At 48.0% G+C, this 19,961-nt stretch carries 18 protein-coding genes; 16 read left to right on the top strand and 2 right to left on the bottom strand.

Annotated features, from left to right (window positions below; genetic code table 11):
- Window positions 1–31 precede the first annotated feature (31 nt).
- The 4 genes from ACR8BL_RS13505 (at window position 32) to ACR8BL_RS13490 (ending at window position 4,041) form a co-directional block, all read left to right on the top strand.
- Window positions 32–1,204 (top strand): hypothetical protein, encoded by a 1,173-nt coding sequence (locus tag ACR8BL_RS13505; protein ID WP_434748151.1) that lies wholly within the window; start codon window positions 32–34, stop codon window positions 1,202–1,204.
- A 209-nt stretch (window positions 1,205–1,413) separates the two neighbouring features.
- Window positions 1,414–2,151 (top strand): ABC transporter ATP-binding protein, encoded by a 738-nt coding sequence (locus ACR8BL_RS13500; RefSeq protein WP_434748150.1) that lies wholly within the window; start codon window positions 1,414–1,416, stop codon window positions 2,149–2,151.
- 16 nt (window positions 2,152–2,167) lie between these two features.
- Complete coding sequence (locus tag ACR8BL_RS13495) at window positions 2,168–3,424, top strand: ABC transporter permease (protein ID WP_434748149.1); 1,257 nt, start codon at window positions 2,168–2,170, stop codon at window positions 3,422–3,424.
- 206 nt (window positions 3,425–3,630) lie between these two features.
- A complete protein-coding gene (locus ACR8BL_RS13490; RefSeq protein ID WP_434748148.1) occupies window positions 3,631–4,041 on the top strand; it encodes a hypothetical protein in 411 nt (136 codons plus the stop codon).
- A 524-nt stretch (window positions 4,042–4,565) separates the two neighbouring features.
- Here ACR8BL_RS13490 and ACR8BL_RS13485 read toward each other — a convergent pair.
- The gene (locus ACR8BL_RS13485; RefSeq protein WP_434748147.1) at window positions 4,566–5,834 is read right to left on the bottom strand and encodes an NAD(P)/FAD-dependent oxidoreductase; all 1,269 of its coding nucleotides are present in this window, start codon (window positions 5,832–5,834) and stop codon (window positions 4,566–4,568) included.
- A gap of 192 nt (window positions 5,835–6,026) precedes the next feature.
- Between ACR8BL_RS13485 and ACR8BL_RS13480 the strand changes: the two genes are divergently transcribed.
- The 5 genes from ACR8BL_RS13480 (at window position 6,027) to mutY (ending at window position 11,623) form a co-directional block, all read left to right on the top strand.
- Window positions 6,027–7,721: a two-component system sensor histidine kinase NtrB gene (locus ACR8BL_RS13480; RefSeq protein WP_434748146.1), complete on the top strand. Its 1,695-nt coding sequence runs from the start codon at window positions 6,027–6,029 to the stop codon at window positions 7,719–7,721.
- 221 nt (window positions 7,722–7,942) lie between these two features.
- A complete protein-coding gene (locus ACR8BL_RS13475) occupies window positions 7,943–8,377 on the top strand; it encodes a BrxA/BrxB family bacilliredoxin (protein ID WP_090924929.1) in 435 nt (144 codons plus the stop codon).
- A 187-nt stretch (window positions 8,378–8,564) separates the two neighbouring features.
- The gene (nadE, locus tag ACR8BL_RS13470) at window positions 8,565–9,374 is read left to right on the top strand and encodes an ammonia-dependent NAD(+) synthetase (protein ID WP_434748145.1); all 810 of its coding nucleotides are present in this window, start codon (window positions 8,565–8,567) and stop codon (window positions 9,372–9,374) included.
- A 397-nt stretch (window positions 9,375–9,771) separates the two neighbouring features.
- Complete coding sequence (gene acpS, locus ACR8BL_RS13465) at window positions 9,772–10,188, top strand: holo-ACP synthase (RefSeq protein ID WP_434748144.1); 417 nt, start codon at window positions 9,772–9,774, stop codon at window positions 10,186–10,188.
- A gap of 1 nt (window position 10,189) precedes the next feature.
- The gene (gene mutY, locus ACR8BL_RS13460) at window positions 10,190–11,623 is read left to right on the top strand and encodes an A/G-specific adenine glycosylase (protein ID WP_434756353.1); all 1,434 of its coding nucleotides are present in this window, start codon (window positions 10,190–10,192) and stop codon (window positions 11,621–11,623) included.
- Window positions 11,624–12,336: 713 nt separating this feature from the next.
- Here mutY and ACR8BL_RS13455 read toward each other — a convergent pair.
- Window positions 12,337–12,948: a superoxide dismutase gene (locus ACR8BL_RS13455; RefSeq protein ID WP_145336127.1), complete on the bottom strand. Its 612-nt coding sequence runs from the start codon at window positions 12,946–12,948 to the stop codon at window positions 12,337–12,339.
- 417 nt (window positions 12,949–13,365) lie between these two features.
- Between ACR8BL_RS13455 and ACR8BL_RS13450 the strand changes: the two genes are divergently transcribed.
- The 7 genes from ACR8BL_RS13450 to ACR8BL_RS13420 all read left to right on the top strand — a co-directional run bounded on the left by ACR8BL_RS13450 (window position 13,366) and on the right by ACR8BL_RS13420 (window position 19,948).
- On the top strand, window positions 13,366–13,791 hold the full coding sequence (locus ACR8BL_RS13450; protein ID WP_434748143.1) for a GNAT family N-acetyltransferase: 426 nt from the start codon (window positions 13,366–13,368) through the stop codon (window positions 13,789–13,791).
- Between the two features lie 322 nt (window positions 13,792–14,113).
- Window positions 14,114–14,698 carry a signal peptidase I gene (gene lepB / locus ACR8BL_RS13445; protein ID WP_434753115.1) on the top strand — a complete coding sequence of 195 codons (585 nt, stop codon included), beginning with the start codon at window positions 14,114–14,116 and terminating at the stop codon, window positions 14,696–14,698.
- A 176-nt stretch (window positions 14,699–14,874) separates the two neighbouring features.
- Window positions 14,875–16,833, top strand: a complete 1,959-nt coding sequence (gene queG, locus ACR8BL_RS13440) for a tRNA epoxyqueuosine(34) reductase QueG (RefSeq protein WP_434748142.1) — start codon at window positions 14,875–14,877, stop codon at window positions 16,831–16,833.
- A gap of 15 nt (window positions 16,834–16,848) precedes the next feature.
- The gene (locus ACR8BL_RS13435; RefSeq protein ID WP_434748141.1) at window positions 16,849–17,874 is read left to right on the top strand and encodes an HD domain-containing phosphohydrolase; all 1,026 of its coding nucleotides are present in this window, start codon (window positions 16,849–16,851) and stop codon (window positions 17,872–17,874) included.
- 171 nt (window positions 17,875–18,045) lie between these two features.
- Window positions 18,046–18,309, top strand: a complete 264-nt coding sequence (locus ACR8BL_RS13430; RefSeq protein WP_434748140.1) for a YneF family protein — start codon at window positions 18,046–18,048, stop codon at window positions 18,307–18,309.
- A 56-nt stretch (window positions 18,310–18,365) separates the two neighbouring features.
- Complete coding sequence (gene folE / locus ACR8BL_RS13425) at window positions 18,366–18,959, top strand: GTP cyclohydrolase I FolE (RefSeq protein WP_434748139.1); 594 nt, start codon at window positions 18,366–18,368, stop codon at window positions 18,957–18,959.
- Between the two features lie 113 nt (window positions 18,960–19,072).
- Complete coding sequence (locus tag ACR8BL_RS13420) at window positions 19,073–19,948, top strand: lipoate--protein ligase family protein (RefSeq protein WP_434748138.1); 876 nt, start codon at window positions 19,073–19,075, stop codon at window positions 19,946–19,948.
- Window positions 19,949–19,961: the final 13 nt, after the last annotated feature.

Raw genomic sequence — 19,961 nt, 5'->3', positions numbered from 1 at the left:
CAACCAAAATTGAGAAGGAGTGTATATTATCATGAAAAAAGTGAATCGTTGGGTAAAATTGTCGGTATTGTCGGGTACGCTGGTAGCTGGATTGCTGGGGGCTTCGCAGGCAACATATGCAGATAGCTATAACAGCAACAGCAGCGGTAATTTGGATCTGAATGCAGGTCTGCGTCTGGAACTGGGATCATTGTTATCAGGACAACGTGACGCTGGTTACGGGAATACTGGCAGCTATAATGGGTCCTCCAGTGCAACCGGAGCATTAAACCTGGATCTGGGACTGAATGCCGGTGTATCCGCCGAGAACATGAACCGTTACAATAACCAATCTTCGGACGTTACAAGTGAGCGCAGTAGCTCTGGCAAACTAGGTCTCGGTCTGAATGCCAATGTGTCGGGAGAAGCAGCAACGATGAACGAGTATTCACGAAACGGTCAGGCTCGCAACAGCAACACGAACAGTAGCTATGCCAGCGAAAACCGTGGCAAGCTTGATTTCGGTCTGAACGCGAAAGCGGAAGGGGAGAGTGCAACCATGGCTCAATCTGAACGCAACAGTAACGTGAATGACCGTGAGCGTAACGCGAGCAGTAGCTATGCCAGCGAAAGCCGTGGCATGCTCGATCTGGGTCTGAACGCGAAAGCGGAAGGGGAGAGTGCAACTATGGCTCAATCCGAACGCAACAGTAACGTGAACGACCGTGAGCGCAACGCAAGCAGCAGCTATGCAAGTGAAAGCCGTGGCATGCTGGATCTCGGTCTGAACGCGAAAGCGGAAGGGGAGAGTGCAACCATGGCTCAATCCGAACGCAACAGTAACGTGAATGACCGTGAGCGTAACGCGAGCAGTAGCTATGCCAGCGAAAGCCGTGGCAAGCTGGATCTGAACGCGAAAGCGGAAGGGGAGAGTGCAACCATGGCTCAATCCGAACGCAACAGTAACGTGAATGACCGTGAGCGTAACGCGAGCAGTAGCTATGCCAGCGAAAGCCGTGGCAAGCTGGATCTGGGTCTGAACGCGAAAGCGGAAGGGGAGAGTGCAACCATGGCTCAATCCGAACGCAACAGTAATGTGAATGACCGTGAGCGTAACGCAAGCAGTAGCTATGCCAGCGAAAACCGTGGCAAGCTGGATCTGGGTCTGAACGCTAATGCGGATGCAGAAAGCGAAACGATGACCAAGGTGGAGAGCAAGCGATAATATGAGTTTTTCACTGTAACATAAAGAAGCAGGGGCTCCGGAACCCCTGCTTCTTTTTTTATTATTTATCCATATATAATGGGGGGGAATGAATTATTGTTTTGGTTTGCCCACTTTTTGCTCAATTTGATCAAACATGATACCCAAAACTCATTTACAATATAAATAGTTCATTATGTAAAAAAGGATAAGAACAGGAGTGTTAAGCCATGCAGCGCACATCGCAGGAAGAAAAAACTCTACCCAATCCCATCTTGAACGTACATATTCGCGAAGCAGGTTACGCACCAGGCCAGTCTACGATCCGGAATATTCAGATGCACGTCGCACCGGGAGAACTGGTTGGCATTATCGGGCCTAATGGCGCGGGTAAAAGTACAACCATTAAGACATTGCTCGGCCTCCTGGAACATGCCGATTATGATGTAACGATTGGAGGAGAAGGGCGTTACGCCTACATTCCCGAACAGCCTGTTTTTTACGAGTACATGACCTTGTGGGAGCATCTTGATCTGGCTGCTGCAGCATATGAAATAGAAGAAGAGGTATTTGTGGCGAGAGCGGAGGAGCTTTTAATCCGATTTGGCATGGATCATGTCCGCAATGATCTCCCAGCCAGTTTCTCGAAGGGCATGCGTCAGAAAATGATGCTCATGATCGGATTTCTCTCCTCACCGGATATCTATATTGTGGACGAGCCATTTATCGGTTTAGATCCGCGCGCAACGAAGGATTTTCTAAAGTTACTTGATGATGAGCGCCGCCGCGGGGCAGGCGTGTTAATGTCTACCCATGTGCTGGATACGGCTGAGCGGATCTGTGACCGCTTCATTCTGATTGCTTCTGGCCGATCGGCTGCGGAAGGAACGTTGGATGAAATTCGTGCTACGGCGGGAATGCCGGAAGCGTCTTTATTTGATTGTTTTGATACGCTGACATTGAATTGAAGGAAGGAGAGAACTGATGGTAGAACCCAAACGTTATACACCGCATCTTTTATATCAGAGAAGACAGAAAGAGCATGTTCGGGAACAGTGGCGTAATTTGAAGCTTGTGGTGGACTGGACGGTGTGGTTATATCTGCTGGTTCCAGGAATGTTATATTTTATCGGCTACTACGCCAGTCTGTGGACAAAAGCGTTGCCAGCATGGGCAAGCGGCGGCATATCATTACCTTTACTAACGGGGATTATCGAATTAATCATCCTGACGGGTGGAGTTCTGCTTTTTATCGAAGAAGCGGATGTATTGTTCCTGAAATCCAGAAGGGTGTGGATGCGAACACTGATGAAGCGAGGGCTTGTGCGGGTGACCATATTACAACTCGGAAAAATGATGCTTATTACCGCGCTTGTTGCACCGCTACTCGTTCGTGTGTATGACATGTCTCTATTACAGATCGTGCTGACAAGTATCTGGCTAGGGACTGCGGCGTCAGTTCAAGTCATTGCTATACATATGATTAAAGTTCGTTATACAGGGTGGCGGCGCTGGCTTTCATTGACCTCACTTGTGATTGCCATGGGATGGACGACAATTCGCATATCAACGTGGATGCTTGGAGACTCGTATACGTGGAAAACCATGCTGAGTATTGCAGCGGTTCTGCTGCTACTCATTACGTTGATACAAATGAGACTGCATATGAAGGGCACGTTTGAAGGAGATGTGCGGGAGGGTTTGCGAAGCAGGCTGCGGTTAACTGCACTGATGTTGAGCCAGGCTGTGAAAAAACCAAAGTCTCCACAGACACGTACGATCATTTTTCGCAAATCTCGCAAATTATTTCGTAAACGCTCCATTCCGAATCGAACGGCAGAGATTGCATTCAAAGCGTTTTTTCGTAATTCCGAGACGTTGAAGTTGATTTTGCAGTTGGGTAGTTTGTCTATTGTAGCGGTAGCTCTGCCACCGTTTCCGGTTAATGTCATCGTGTGCGGTTTACTGGTGATTATGCTGACCGTGATGTTGTACCGTGCTTGGGATGGGTTGGCAACTTCGGAGTATGTCCAGCTTGTCACGTATGATTCTGCTGCGCTTCATAAGGCAGGCTCCATCATGGTGCGCATGTTACTACTCCCACTCGTTGCGCTGATGGGTTATGTCATGGGAGTGTTTTGGTTAGGTTGGTTTGTCGGTTTTCTGACTGCTGCATGCACGGCGGCATTTGGTTATGCTGCAGTGTCCGTGGCAGGCTGGATCAGACAGACCCGGGCATGATTTTGCATAAACATGCTTGAAAGGATTTTTCTGCCGGAAGCGCATAGCACATATGTTTCCTGCCCATGCTATAGAAGAAAGGTTTTGTGAATCTCATGAATGTTAAGGGTATCCTGTTTATGTATGTCTTTATTCAAGGATGTCTTGAGTCTCAAGGGGGTTCACGGACTGAGGAGAGAAATATCTATAGTGAGGAGAAGTTGAGCATGATGGATAACGGTGAGCTTCAAGTGCATTTCTCTGATCCTTCGGCACTGCATGTGGCAAAAGCAACTTTGGAGGAATTAGGCTATAAGCCATATCAATCTGCACCACTTGAATTATATATCCCAACGGATAGCCAAGATCCGCAATCCGCTGTTGAGATTGTGCAAGCGCATGGAGGAAGTGCTGTGTTTGCGTCTTCAGTGGATGAACTGGATCTGTTTCAAAATGTATCTATTCCCGCTCACCTGGTGAACGAGGACTGGAACGAGGGCTACGCACGTGGTGGAAATCAGACGATGAATGCCGGGCGGAGCGTAGATCAAGGCGCAGATCAGGGCGAACATAACTATAGCGATGATCCTGTCTATGATGACTCGGCGGATGGATTCTCCGGCAGCGTCAAGGCATAAGAAAGAACTGTCAAGGCTTAAGGAAGAACTACGCACACGAGTAAAAGCCCCCGTACCTGTCGCAGTAAACTGCAGGGTTCATCTGGAACTTACCTTGGAGTTGTAAAAAGTATTAAGGAAAGCAAAAGGCACCCCGTCTGGTCATGGATGATGACATGTGGGTGCCTTTTTTTGGCGTACGTCTATGATGCGGGTTAAATGAGTGTCCCATTGGCTAGCGCTGTATCTGAACATTTTCTAACGATCACAGGGAACGCTATTTGCTCCATTTGGGGATGTTTCGAAATGTAACGATCACCAGAGATGTTATTTTGGCACAAATGAATCATTTGACTCTGAAACGATCGGTTTTGTGCCAAATAGCGTTCCTGGTGATCGTTAGAATTTAAAAGAGATGAATTTCCACGAAATAAGGCTTGTGGTGATCGTTAGCGCAGGCACTTGCCCCCGACCATGGACGCCAAACGTCAAACGCAGAACGTAAAACGCCAACGATAAACGTAAAACGCAAAACGTCAAATTACCTACGCATTAACATGTCTGTACTCAGCAGCATTCATGCCAGCAGTGTATCCTGTGGAGAAGGCAGCAGTAATATTATAACCGCCAGTGTAACCGTGAATGTCGAGCACCTCGCCGCAAAAGAATAGTCCAGGCAGCAGCTTGGATTCCATCGTTTTAGGGTATATCTCCTTTAAGTGAACTCCGCCCCCGGTCACAAAGGCTTCCTTAAGGGATCTTGTGCCGTCTGCGCGGAAGGTGAAGGACTTCATTAGCTCGCACAGATGACTTAACATACCTTTCGGAAAATGGTGGAATGTGAGGTCGTCCCCAATCTCGGCACGTTTCATCAATAAGGGAATCAGACGCTCAGGCACCCATGTTTTCAAACTGTTTTTCACAGCCTTGCGCGACTCTTGCTCCAGTCCTTGCTTGACCTGTGCTTCCAGCGCAGCAAGGGTAAGGTCAGGGAAGAGATCGATGCTCATCGTGACTTGTGTACTCCCGGACTTCATCTGAACCTTGCGAATAAATTGACTACAACGCAGTGCAACCGGGCCGGATACGCCAAAATGGGTGAAGAGCATGTCTCCCCGGTGGGAGATGACCGTTTTACCTTTGGCATCAAGCACAGACAGTGCAATGTCACGCAGAGACAGACCCTGCAGCTCTTTGGACTGAATCCAGCTCTCTCCAGATATGATCGGCACCTCCGTTGGATACAGCTCTGTGATGGTATGACCAGCTTCCTCAGCCCAGGGATATCCGTCACCGGTGGAACCGGTTTGCGGCACAGATTTGCCACCCGTTGCGATAATGACGGAGCGACCATGAATGATTTTGCCTGAGGCCAGCTTAACACCTTGCACCTGTTGACCGTTCTGAACAAGTTCTTTGACGGGTTCTTTGGTACGGATCTCCACGCCAAGGGAGACAATTTTACCCACGAGCGCATCAACAACTGTTTTGGCTTTATCGGTGACAGGGAACATTCTGCCATTATCTTCTTCTTTCAAGGCAATGCCGAGATTTTCAAAAAAACGCATGATGCCCTGGTTATCCAAATTTTGAAACGAGCTGTATAAAAAACGCCCGTTACCCGGAATATGGCGAATGAGCTCATCGGTTTCTTTTGCGTTTGTTACATTGCAGCGACCTCCGCCGGAGATGCCCAGTTTGCGGCCCAATTGATCTCCTTTATCCAGCAGCAGCACAGATGCTCCGTGCTCAGCAGCTGCCACACAAGCCATCAGACCTGCGGATCCGCCGCCTATTACGATAACGTCATACATTAATGATTACCTTCTTTTTGATTGATTTTGTCTGTTTTTTATAGACATTGTCTTCTTGTGCCCTTTTCTGAAATCAGAAGGGTTGTCAGGTGTTCTATTTTGTAGCCTTAAGCGATATATTGTAATAAACTGTCGCCTATGTTTTAATCAGAATTAATGAGGGAATGTGCAGGCAGAGGAGGAGATGACGTTGTGGTTGCGTTAAAGGACATTCTTTTACAAGTACTGCTGGCCGGATCGGCAGTATTCCTGATTCCCTTATTGTATCTGGGACTCTCCAAACAACAGGTCATGCGAATAGATCATGCAGGTAAGGTGAATTTCAGTTTTGCGGCAACAAGTATACTCAGCATGCTGCTCTGCCTGCTTTTTGCGTTATCTGAAGGTTCGGGGACTGATTCTATATCTTTGAGCATTATCCCGCTTACACTTGCCATTCTATATTGTAAAGTACACATAGGCGCGGCCTTGTCCTTATTACATACTCTCTTCTATTTTCTCTTGGCACATCCCTATAATCTATACGGATTTCTCCTTCATACGGGGATTCTTCTCTATCCTATTGTATGGTTGTCTGCCAAACGATTCAAGCACAATACATATTCCCGCAAAATGGGTGTAGTCATCGCTCTAATCACTGCTGAGCTGGTTGTTTCAAGTCTATTATGGGTGATTTCCGTATATCCGGATACAACATATGCCAAGGTTTATCTGATTTTGACGGCATTTGGATATGTTGCAGGTGGACTGGCTGCAGGAAGCTTAAGCCAGTTGTGGCTGGAGCGGATGAAGCACTATCGTGGAATGGAGCAGCATCTCTCCGAGGTGCATCACCATTATCTGACCGAAACGGAGAAGCTGCATCAAATTTTGAATGCGGTTCCTCTTTCCATAGCTACGGTGGATGTCGAAGGGAAAGTTGTGTTTGTGAACGAACTGATGAAGCAGACGGCCAAAGAACAGCTACCTTGTACATCGGCTCATAATCTGATTGGGCAGCACGCGAGTCAATTTGTAGAGCAGGAACAGGCGGAGAAAATGGAACATGGCATTCATCAGGCAGTTATGCATGGTGAAGTGAATGTGCTGACAGTACGGTACGTCTCGCATGTATTTCTATCCCGAACGGTGCCAATCTATACGTATTCGGCGAATGGCTCAAAGGAAATTTCAGGAGTAATGATCATCATTCAGGATGTTACCGAGCTTGAGATGCTGCGCAGTGAACTGGATAATGTGGATCGTTTGAGCCTGGTGGGGCAAATGGCGGCGAGTATTACACATGAGGTGCGTAATCCGATGGCTGTGGTACGTGGATTTCTTCAGTTAATGCAGGAAAAGAGCCCGGAGTCCCTCGATCATTATTACCGGATCGTTATGGAGGAGTTGGACAGAGCCAATAGCATCATCAATGACTTTCTGTCTTTGGCTCAGAATCGTATTGCGGAGAAAGAAGAATCGCAATTGCATGATATCATTCATGAACTGAGTCCGTTGCTCTGGGCAGATGCCAATCTTCGTGGTCAGAGCATCGAGCTTATGCTGGCTCATAATGTGCCGAAGCTGCATCTGAATTCCAAAGAAATCAAACAGGTTGTACTTAATCTTGCTCGTAACGGAATGGAAGCCATGACTGAAAAAGGTGTGCTTACCTTGGAAACCCGGATAATTGATGACAAGGTGGAGTTGTGTGTACACGATACGGGGCCTGGTATCCCTCCGGTGAAGCAGGAAAAGCTGTTTGAGCCTTTTTATACAACCAAAGCAAAAGGTACCGGGCTCGGATTATCGATGTGCCTGAGCATTGTTGAGCGACATAACGGCACAATTACGGTCGAATCGGAAGAAGGACAAGGAACGACATTCAAAGTTGCCTTCCAGCGATAGAACGTCAGCATATTTTGCCAGACGTGCAGCCATAATAAGAGAGAGAAAGCTGTTCCGCAGGTGTTGTCTGAACCTTGCTTTCATTGCATGGGGATGTATAATAGGAATAGCACAACGTGTATCCATTTTTTTCGATATGGACGCATTCGTTTGTGTCTAGCTATTGTCCTCTACATTTTCAATCGAGATCATAGAACAACCATTATAAGGAGTGAAACTGAATGTCGATGTCATTTGATCAATACATGAGAGATATGGTTCAGCCGATGCGGGATGAGCTGACTCGTCTGGGAATCCAGGAGCTGCGCACACCGGAAGAGGTTGAAGCAAGCTTGCCGGATGCCAAAGGAACAGCACTGGTTGTAATCAATTCTGTGTGCGGATGTGCAGCTGGTCAATGTCGTCCAGGGGTTGCTCAGGCACTTCAGAACGATCTAACACCAGATCACCTCTATACGGTATTTGCGGGTCAAGACAAGGAAGCTACTGCGAAAGCACGTGAATTCTTTGCGCCATATCCTCCATCCTCACCGTCCATCGCGTTATTGAAAGACGGAGAACTTGTTCACTTTATCGAGCGTCACCAAGTGGAAGATCGTTCTGCAGAGGAAATCGCGGCTGACCTGACAAGTGCATTTGAACGTTACTGCCGTTAATTCGCTCCATAGGACGCCCCGCACTTCGGATGACCGATGCCGGGGCGTTTCATTTTGGACAGATCAGGTTATTGAACCATTCGAACCTTTCAAGCTTGCAAGAAAATACCTTTTAAGCCAAGCATCCAAAATACCTTTCAAATGGGGCATCAAAATCCTATCTTTGTAGAAACGGGGTGTATGAACGATGAGTTTGCAACAACAGATCATCGCTGAATTGAAGGTTAAACCGAGTATTAATGAAGCCGAGGAAGTGCGCAAGCGTGTGGACTTTCTAAAAACGTATGTAAAAAACTCCGGTACCAAAGGACTGCTAATCGCAATTAGCGGCGGTATTGACAGTGCAGTGGCTACAGCCCTTTGCAAACAAGCAACGGACGAGCTGACTGCAGAAAACAATCAAGAGTACAAAACGCTGGGTGTGTTCCAGCCTTATGGAGAGCAAGCGGATATTCAGGATAGCTACGCTGTAGCCAAGGCATATGATCTCAAACATGTGGTAGAAACGAACATTGAAGAGGCCGTGAATGAAATTGCGCTGGAAGTAGAGCAGGGCTTCAAAGCGCTCGGCAGTCCGCGCCATATGACTCACCAAGGCAAAGGGAATGTAAAAGCAAGAACACGTATGGTGATGCAATATGCACTTTCTTTTGAAGAAAACCTTCTGGTAGTGGGTACGGATCATGCATCCGAAGCGATTACAGGTTTTTACACCAAATGGGGCGACGGGGCCGTGGATATCACACCACTGAGCACGCTGAACAAACGTCAGGTACGTCAGCTCGCTGCTTACTTGAAGGTGCCGCAATCTATTTTGGACAAAGCTCCTTCTGCTGGACTCTGGGAAGGACAAACCGATGAGGACGAGCTGGGCATCTCATACGAGGCAAACAGTGATTACCTTGAAGGCAAGCAGATTGATCCGGCTGCGCAAGAGCGTTTGGAGTCCTTCTACACACGGACACATCACAAACGTAATGCGATTCCTGGTATTTAATTCGAATGATGAAGCATTGAAGGTGTGAAAGCATCCGTGTGGCAATTAAGTTTTGGAGAAATTCGAAATTGAAGTGAGTAGCATTGTTATGAATTTGCATGAGAGAGTCTCGAAAGGGTCTCTGGTTTGAAAAGGGGTCACTGCTTAAAGCAGTGGCTCTTTTTTGTTATTTTCATCCATCGTTCGTGTGTATTTTGTATTGGGTTGAGCTGGAGCGGTTGCGCCAAGTTGATGGAGGTGTGTTTCATTAAAATTTTAGCAAAATTGGAAATGCCGATAGTGGATGCTCGCATCCATGAACGCCTCCTGCTACAATAGAATACGTGTTCGGAAAGTTGGGGAACGTTGAAGAATGGAATATCTTTTACAGCCTAAAAGATTAAGCAGGTGAATCGTTATGATATATGGCATTGGCAATGATGTATTAGAGATTGAGCGTATGCGCAGGTTACTGTCTGGACGTCATGCAGAGGCGTTTATGAAGCGTATATTAACTCCAGCTGAACGTGAGATTGCTGTTGGTCGCGGGAAACGGATGACGGAATTTGTATCGGGACGTTTTGCTGCCAAGGAGGCCGTGTCCAAAGCATTTGGCTGCGGGATCGGAGCTGTCATGGGTTTTACAGATATTGAAGTACTGCCCGATCCGTCGGGCCGTCCGGTTGCTTCGCTGTCCAGTCAGGCATGGGAGCGTCTGCAGCTGCCGTATGATATACAATATGAGATCCATCTGAGCATTACCCATCAGACGGAGTTGGCAGCGGCATTTGCAATTGTGGAGCAAGTACATGAAGCGAATGGGTTAGATATATAAGATGGATACAAGAAAGGAAGGACGTATGGGTTTACAAGAACAGAAACGACATTTCAGCGTGAATCTGCTGGACTGGTATATGATCAACCGTCGGGATTTGCCGTGGCGTCGCCACAACAATCCGTATTTTACATGGGTATCCGAAATTATGTTGCAACAGACGCGGGTAGATACGGTCATTCCGTATTTTAATCGTTTTATCGGGAATTTTCCGACCGTGCAGGCTCTGGCAGAAGCACCGGAGGAAGAGGTGCTGAAAAACTGGGAAGGGCTCGGATATTATTCAAGAGCGCGTAATCTTCAGGCGGCAGCAAGACAGGTTATGGAGCTGCATGGTGGAGAGATGCCGCAGGACAAGCAGAGCGTCTTTGCGTTAAAAGGGGTCGGCCCGTATACAGCCGGAGCCATCCTTAGCATTGCCTTCAACCAGCCGCAGCCAGCGGTAGACGGCAATGTTATGCGGGTACTGTCCCGATATTTCCTCATTGATGAGGACATTATGAAGGGCAGCACCCGGGTTTTGATGGAAGAGCTCGCGGGTGAGCTCATTCCGGAAGGGCGAGCGCGTGATTTCAATCAGGCGCTGATGGAGCTTGGTGCGCTGGTGTGTACACCCAAAGCGCCGCACTGCTTGACTTGCCCGGTGATGGAGCAATGTTCCGGCAGAATTGCCGGAAGGGAGCTTACACTGCCGGTCAAGACCAAAGCGAAGCCGCCGCGCCCTGAGCAGCGGCTGGTTGCTCTGGTGGAAGGCCGCGGCGCTCATCGCGGCCGTGTGCTTGTACGCCAGCGCCCGGATACAGGCCTGCTGGCCCGGATGTGGGAGCTGCCGCATGTGCTGGCGGCTCCTGCCGCAGCGGGCAAGGCGGCAGCGCCGCTGGCGGATGAGCCGGCCATGGCTTTGCTGGCCGGCAGTCTGTGGGCGGAAGGCTTCGCTGCCCGCCCGGAAGGGCTGGCTACCCATGCGGAGCATGTGTTCAGCCACATTGTATGGAGCCTGCAGGTGTACAAGTGCACCGAGCAGGACCTGGGCAGTGAGCTTCCGCTGATCGCCGCGGAAGCGAGAGCCGCCTACGATGCACAGGCGGCGTCACAGACGGGATCAGCCCCTGCTGCAGAGTCATCTGCATACGCTGATCACGTCAATACAGAGGCAGATGCTGCATCCAGAGAACGCACATCTGTAAATGCAGATTGGTCAGAGCCGGGCATGACCAATCTCACAAAGCCCTTGGGCTCGCTCAGTGAACATAACGAGCCGCTGTCAGCACCCATCACCGCTAATGCGGCGCAGGAAGCCCTGACAGGTAAAAGCGACGGCCTCACTTATCAATGGATCGGCCTGGAAGATATGGAGAAACTCGCGTTCCCTAATGTCTTTCTCAAGTTGCTCCGCAACTATTTTGCTGGAGCTTATGATGAGGTCGCTGAGTAACTTGATGAAGTGTACGTTACGATATGGTGAATGGGCAAGTAATAGTCTACCCATATAGGGCATGATGTCAGACACGCGTGCAACGTATACGAATAGTCCCAAAATAACCAAGATCATAATAATCGTATGTAAGCCAACAATTCCAGTAATTTAGAACATTAATCGCTTTATTATGAAGTGGTGCATCACACGTTGGAGGCTGCAAGCGGCGGGGAAAGCAAAGATATACATTCAACGAGCGCGAGCTACTTTTAACGATCACCAGGAACCTTATTTTGTGAAAAATGGGGTCTGCAAAATTCTAACGGTCGTGAGAGACGCTATTTTCCTCGAAACGTCCATTTGGAGCAATAATTCATGGAAAATAGACAAATAGCGTCTCTGGAGATCGTTAGAATTTAGATAGGCTGAAAAAAGCGGAAATAGCGCTTCTGGTGATCGTTAGCACAGGTGGGAGCCGTTAGCCGTATGTTATAGGTGGACAACTTTTTAGCGTATTGGGGTAAGCCAAGGAAACGCCGGGCATGTCCCACAAGCATGGGGTAAGTCTAGGTGCCCATTGGCAAGCCTAAGTGAGCATTTGGATTAATCCCGCCCATCCCGCGGTACGGCCTACAGGCCTTACACGTACCATAACGCCTACTCACGCCCATAAAAAAGAGCCTGAATCGATCACAAGGATCGACTCAGGCTCTTTTATTCTAACCGCAGTCTTATTTCGCTGCAGCGTAACGTTTGTTAACTTCATCCCAGTTGATTACATTCCAGAATGCACCGATGTAATCAGGACGTTTGTTTTGATATTTCAAGTAATAAGCGTGCTCCCATACGTCCAGACCTAGAACTGGAGTCAGGCCTTCGAAGAGTGGGCTGTCTTGGTTAGGCGTGCTAGTGATGGACAATTTGCCATCTTTACCTACAACGAGCCATGCCCAGCCGGAACCGAAACGAGTTGTAGCTGCTTTAGCGAAATCTTCTTTGAACTTGTCAAAGCCGCCCAGTTCGCTATCGATTGCTGCTGCGATGTCACCTGTAGGTGCGCCGCCGCCGTTTGGTCCGATGATTTCCCAGAACAAGCTGTGGTTAGCGTGTCCGCCGCCGTTGTTACGAACCGCTGTACGGATGCTTTCTGGTACGCTGTCCAGGTTAGCGATCAGATCTTCCAAGCTTTTGTCTTGCAGTTCAGGAGCGCTTTCCAGAGCTGCGTTCAAGTTAGTTACGTAAGTGTTGTGATGGCGATCGTGGTGGATTTCCATCGTTTGTGCATCGATATGTGGTTCCAGTGCATCGTTAGCGTAAGGAAGTGCTGGTAATTGAAAAGCCATAGTGAAATACCTCCTGAGATTTTGTGATTTGTTGTTAAGGTACATATGTAATAATACCCTTGCCATTATTATTAAACCGCATTCGGGACAATTAATCAACATTTTTGTTTATTAAGTCCCCCGAACCGTTAATCAAATGCCAGGTCAGAGATAACAAACATATTTTACCCATTATGAATAAAATTATGAGATTTTCACGGAAATAATCGTTAAAATTAAATCATAATCAATGTAAACGTTTACAATAAAGCGCTTTCAGAAGAAAATGCGTGTTTTATGGAGAAAAGTGTGGTTTAATTGACGAAGAAGAGGTATTTTCTCGTTTTTTGTCATTATATGAACATCGGGTTTTTGGTAAAAGGGGACCCCTTTTTTGTAAAACCTCATCTTAAGCTAACGAAAAGGGAGATTTAAAACATGCACGTTCGTTCCTTTCAGTTGAGTGATGCAAGCCAGATGACAGAGCTTCTCCAGGTTGCACTATCGGAAGAGTGTTATGAGAACACGATGGGCCCGTTTGCCCGTCAATTGTCATGGGATTCTGACCTGATCATGGTTGCAGAAGAAGAGGGAGACCTCGTCGGCGCTTTGATTGGTACGATTGATCAAAACCAGGGATGCATCTATCGTATTGCGGTCCATCCAGACTATCGTCGCCGCGGTGTCGGCAAAACACTTGTCGAGGCTATGGAACAGCGGTTCCAGCAGCGCAAAGTCAGCCAGATTTGGGTGGCCGGTGATGAGCACAACAAAGCAGCCATGCCTTTGTATGAAGCAATGGGGTATGGGGCCAGTAAGATTATGAGTGCTTTTCAGAAACTTAGTATTTTGTCCAAGGTTTAATCGGTGCAGATGAATTCGATGTAGTTTAGACAAAGAAATAAAGAGATTTTCATTTCATATCAGGCATATCTGTTCACGCATCATGGTGTGAACGATATGCCTTTCTATTTGTATGAGGAGTCAGTGGTTGATATGAATCCTTTTTTTCTTTTTCAACACAAAGGTGTATTCGTAATGAAGGTATTTGTACGTATGCTGGTGGGCATCTCCAATTGTTTCGTTCTTCCAAATAGAGTAGACTGAAAGAAGTATGACCGATAGTTACACGTTGAATCTACAAACTGATAAATGAGGTGTCCCTTTGAATTCTAATATGCCTACTATGGAGCATTCGACTTTTGAGGAGCAAGATCCGAAGCGAGGTCCTAAGCAAGCAGGGAAGTCTTGGACAGCCGAGTTGTGGGACTGGGTAAAGACTATTGTGGTTGCTTTTGTAATCATGATGCTGGTGAACCTGTTTGTATTTAATCTGTCGATGGTCAAAGGGCAGTCTATGCAGCCAACGCTGGTGGAGCACGATCGTCTGTTTGTGAACAAGATGGTGTATCATTTTGGAGAGCCAACCCGATCCGATGTGATTGTGCTACGTGATCCGAGTGAAGATGCAACCAAGAAGGATTATCTGGTGAAACGAATTGTTGGACTCCCCGGAGATACGATTGAGGTCAGAGACCATCAACTATATGTGAACGGTGTGCAGCAGACAGAGAATTATACGGACATTGAAGTGCAAGACCCTGATTTTGGGCCGATAACGCTAGAGCCTGATCATTTTTTCGTCATGGGAGATAATCGTCATGAGGGCAAAAGCAAGGACAGCCGAATGTTCGGAAGTATTACTTCCAGCGAAATTATCGGTAAGGCCGAGTTTATTTTTTGGCCATTCTCTGAGATGAAAAAGCTGTAAAATGATGGTTTACAACAACTTCAGAGCGCAATTTGCGTTTAACTATACAGGCACGTAGGCTGTGAATTCTATTCCATGCAAAATTTATATTGATACAGCTAGGCGCCTGATCTCTTAAGTGAGACGGGCGTTCATTGTTTACAATTACGTGCCGAGCAGAAGAGAGGGAAGAGATAATGACGAGCGTACGGACTGGGGCAGCACAGGGCGCCTCCGTATGGGAGACGTTAAAGCAAGAGATCAAGGCAGCAGGCCCCGAACTGGGCATAGATGATATCGGATTTGCTTCAGCGGATCCCTTTGTATCGCTTAAATCGCTGCTGGAGCAATCTCGGGATAAAGGGTATGCGTCAGGATTTGAAGAGCCGGATATTGAAAAAAGAGTGCACCCCGCGCTCCAAGATGGCACACCTGCTTCCCTGATCGCCATCGCCGTGGCCTACCCATCCAAAATGGTGAATCCGCCAAAATCGGAGCCTGGTGCGTACCGAGGCATTTTCGCCCGTTCGGCTTGGGGGCAGGACTACCACCAGGTGCTTCGCGCGGCGATGGACAAGCTGATGAACTTCATCCGTGAACGTGTACCGGGAGCGATGATTGAAAGCATGGTGGACACAGGTGCGCTCGTGGATCGTGCTGTCTCGCAGCGTGCAGGGATTGGTTTTAGCGCCAAAAACTGCGCCATTATCTCGCCAAAATTTGGTTCATGGATTTTCCTTGGCGAGCTGGTGACAAACATTCCTTTCCCGCCGGACACTCCCGTGACCGAGGACTGTGGTGAATGTACCAAATGTATCGATGCTTGTCCTACAGGTGCGCTGGTTGGCCCCGGCCAATTGAATGCGCAGCGCTGTATTTCTTTTTTAACCCAAACCAAAGGGTTCCTGGATGAAGAGTATATGCTGAAAATAGGCAACCGACTGTACGGTTGTGATACGTGTCAGATTGTATGTCCGAAGAATCGGGGCAAAAATTGGGATCATCATCCCGAGTTTCATCCCGATCCGGAGGTTGTAAAGCCTTTGCTGCTGCCGCTGCTGGATATTGGCAACCGTGAATTCAAAGAACGTTTCGGTCAAAGTTCCGCCGCGTGGCGGGGCAAAAAGCCAATTCAGCGTAATGCGGTCATTGCACTGGGCAATTTCAAAGACAAAAGCGCTGTACCGAAACTAACGCAGATACTGAAGCGTGATCCGCGTCCGGAACTGCGGGGAACCGCTGCCTGGGCGCTGAGCAGAATTGGAGGAGAAGACGCCATGAGAGCTATTGGGGAAGCTGCCGCGATCGAACAAGATGGGAACGTGCTAAGTATGCTGCAGAAGGCCAAGGAGAGATTGTTATCCTCCGAGACCTTACCCGATCAGCCGCAGGCTGAGCAACGAAATATGAAGCAGCAAGTGCAAGCGAAGGAACAAGAACAGGTGGTATCACCAGCCGTGCAATATACACAAAAAGATTTTTTAGCTCAGGCAAGTGATACAGAATTTGGACAAGATCCAAAGTGGACTGTGAACGTTGGTAAGAGTGAAAATGAGGGTATCGGGGAAGATGAGGGAACGCCTTCTGTTTCTTCTACCAAGCCGGAAGCTGCCGCATGGAAACCTTCCGCAGTAACGGGGCTTCACGGAAAGCCTGTGTACTATGATGAGGTACTGACACCGATTGGTACGCTTACTTTATGTGCTACGGATGAGGGACTGTGTCATATTGATTTTGGTGCTTTTCATGTACGAGAGGCTCATCTGCAGCAATGGGCACGCACCTGGGTCGGTGAGTACCGATATGAGAAAAACGAAGAGAAGCTCAGCGAAGCTGCGGAACAGCTACAGCAGTATTTTGCAGGGGGAAGAAAGACGTTCGACTTGAAACTTGAGCAGTATGGAACTGCATTCCAGCTACAAGTTTGGCAGGTTCTGTCCGATATATCTTATGGAGAAGCCTTAACCCACCAACAGGTTGCGGAAAAGATCGGCAGGCCCAAGGCTGTACGCGCAGTTTTGGATGCTATTAGCAAGAACCCGATCCCGATTATTATTCCCTGTCATCGTATGAGCGGTAAAGATGGCACTCTGGTAGGTTACGTAGGCGGTCTGCAAACCAAGGAGCAATTGCTCGCATTGGAGCAGCAATCGTAAGAGCGGGGGACGTTCATGAAGTATGTAAACGTGGAAAGCGTGGAGGCGGGGGAGATTCTGGGCAAGACGGTATACTCCAGTAATGGTACAGTATTGCTGTCTGCCGGAGTACAGCTCACCGTATTTATGGTCAATACGCTGAAGCGTATCGGGGTAACCACGCTGTACATCCAGGATGAAGCGTATAAAGATGTGGATACAGAAGATATTCTGGATGAAGCCACGAAACGAGCCATTATCAATGAGATGAGTGTTACACTCGAAGCGGTACGATCCGGCAAAGACTGGAGTCCGAAGAAAGTCGCGCTCAGTATAGACAAATTGTTGAATGATGTGCTGAACGGGCGTGAAATGCTGGTACAGTTAACTGATATCCGAACTCAGGACAATGCACAATATGTTCATGCTATGAATGTTTGTTTGTTGTCTTCGGTGATTGGGCTGAATATGGGACTCAACTACAATCAGCTCAAGGATCTTGCTGTGGGCGCCCTGTTACATGATATTGGAAAAGTAGGCGAGCCTCCTGGCACGGTTCCTACTTCAAAGCTGCATCACACATGGCGCGGCTTTGAAGTAATCAAGAACAAGCGGGAGTTCAGTCTGCTGGTTGCGCACACTGCACTACAGCATCATGAACATGAGGATGGCAGTGGTACACCTAGAGGTATTAAGGGGAAGGATATTCATCTATTTGCCAAAATAGTTAGTGCAGCTAACATCTATGATAATCTTATCAATGGTTTGTCGGGTAGCAGCATGCTTCCGCATGAAGCCTGTGAGGAGATGATGGCGATGTCCGGAACCAAGCTGGATCGCGATATCCTGATTGAGTTTAATAAAAGTGTATCCGTATATCCCAACGGGACTGCTGTTCGACTGTCCACCAAAGAAACCGGAGTAATTGTACGCCAGCATCGCGGCTTACCAGGAAGACCAGTCATTCGGGTGGCTCGCGGCAGCACGCGTTATTCTCTGGATGTTGTTGAGATCGATTTGGCTACACAGAACACAGTCTTCATTGAAGGTGTAATGAATTAAGCCATAGAACTGGAAAATGCGTTTGCTCAGGACGTGCGGAAATGCTATGATAACTCTCAGGAAATCCGGTCAGTGTTATGTATAGATCATGGGTATCAATTTGCATAAATCATGATGTGTAATAGCACAGATCATCAGGTTTTTTAGATTGCATACAGAGGTGTCTAAGAGATGGAGATTGTAATACCGATTATTACATTGATTGTGGGTCTGGTCGGTGGATTTTTCATCGGGGTGTTCTACTTGCGTAAACAGCTTGAGAAAATGCAAAGCAACCCTGACATGCTACAGAAAATGGCAAAGCAAATGGGTTACAACTTGAATGGCAAGCAAATGCAGCGTGCCCAGCAGATGATGAAGAACCAGCAACCAGGCGCAAAAATGCCTCAGCCGACTCAACATCCTGCGCGTAAAAACACGGGGCGTCGAAAATAATAACTGTGAGTGATTAAACCGCTTACAGGTTGTGGTTCGAAAGGAGGCGCTTGGCAGTGGCTGGCGTTAAAGACTATTTGAATTCCAAAGTTTCCGACAATCGGGAGAAGATCGAGTATCATGTCGAACAGATTCTCAAATTGATTGGAGAAGATAGCACACGTGAGGGGCTGTTGGACACGCCTGCGCGTGTAACCCGGATGTACGAAGAGATTTTTGGCGGATATGAAGTGGATCCCCGTGATGTGCTGGGTGTCACCTTTGACGAGAATCACGAAGAGCTGGTGATCGTGAAAGATATTGTGTACTACAGCCAGTGTGAGCACCATATGGCACCGTTCTTTGGTAAAGTACATATTGGATATGTACCAAGCGGGAAAATTGTGGGACTAAGTAAAATGGCACGTCTCGTTGAAGCCGTAACGCGCCGTCTTCAAGTGCAAGAGCGCATTACATCACAGATTGCTGATATCCTGACGGAAGCTGTCGGACCGTATGGTGTGATGGTGGTCGTTGAAGGTGAGCATTTGTGCATGTGCTCCCGCGGCGTGAAGAAACCGGGCAGCAAGACGGTAACTTCAGCTGTACGCGGTTCTTTCCGTGATAACCCTGCACAGCGTGCAGAGTTTCTGTCTTTGGTGAAAGAGTAAAGGATAAATAAGCCGAGTTCCTTAGGGAATCGGCTTATTTATATAGAGCGTTTTGTATCGTTGCAAGATCTAAAACTAACTACATATGAATCGATAGTCGGAGGTTATGAACGATGAGTACACCTTCCCAATCCAATCCGTTGCCTGAGCCAGGAAAGAGTAATTTGACTGAAAAAAAGAGGATATCCGCTGACAAGGACTCATCGCTGCGCTTGCAGATTTGGGAGACACCGCTTATGCGCCATGGTAGCCGTGTGCTTGATGCATTTGCATGGGAAGAAGTGATGTGCAGACGCGTGGGAGCCGGTCATCTGCCTGTTGCTCATATTTGGCGGCATCCAGATGCCTTCGTTGCCGGGCTGCGTGACCGAAGGCTGCCACTCGCAGTTGAAGCGATGGAACGCATTAGAGGTGAGGGTACAGCCGTATGTGTAAGGCCTTCGGGTGGAGCCGCTGTTCCGTTGAATCCGGGAGTGGTGAATGTCTCGCTGATCCTGCCTAATCCGGGGCATGCAATTAATATTCATGATGATTTTCGCGAGATGGCTTCTATTATTGCCGAGTCCTTAATTCCTTGGTCAACTCTGGCAGAGACTGGAGAAGTACAGGGCGCATTCTGCCCCGGGGATTATGATGTCAGTGTGGGCGGATTGAAATTTTGCGGTATTGCTCAGCGGCGGCAGGCTAAAGCTTACATTATTACGGCGTTTATCATTGTAGAAGGCCAGGGAGACAGGCTTGCTGCAGATGTGCGCCGATTCTATGAAGAAGCATCGGGTGGAGCCGCTGAGGGATATCCCGAGGTGAAACCTGGAACTATGGCAAGTTTGCAGGAGTTGGCAGGTGTGCCATCCGCTGCGGCCTATACTGCATCATTGGTGCGTACACTACGCAGGAGGTATCCGCATTCACAGACAGAACGGGTGCTTTCTGTGGGCATGGATGAAGTGTTGCTGACGGCAGAGCAGATGAAATTACGTTACGATTAAGTTCTTTTTCTAT

Source organism: Paenibacillus amylolyticus, from assembly GCF_051136285.1.
In the GTDB taxonomy this organism is placed as follows: Bacteria; Bacillota; Bacilli; order Paenibacillales; family Paenibacillaceae; genus Paenibacillus; species Paenibacillus amylolyticus_F.
The sequence above is the reverse complement of the archived record's forward strand: the minus strand, read 5'-3'. Positions and strand labels throughout refer to the sequence as shown.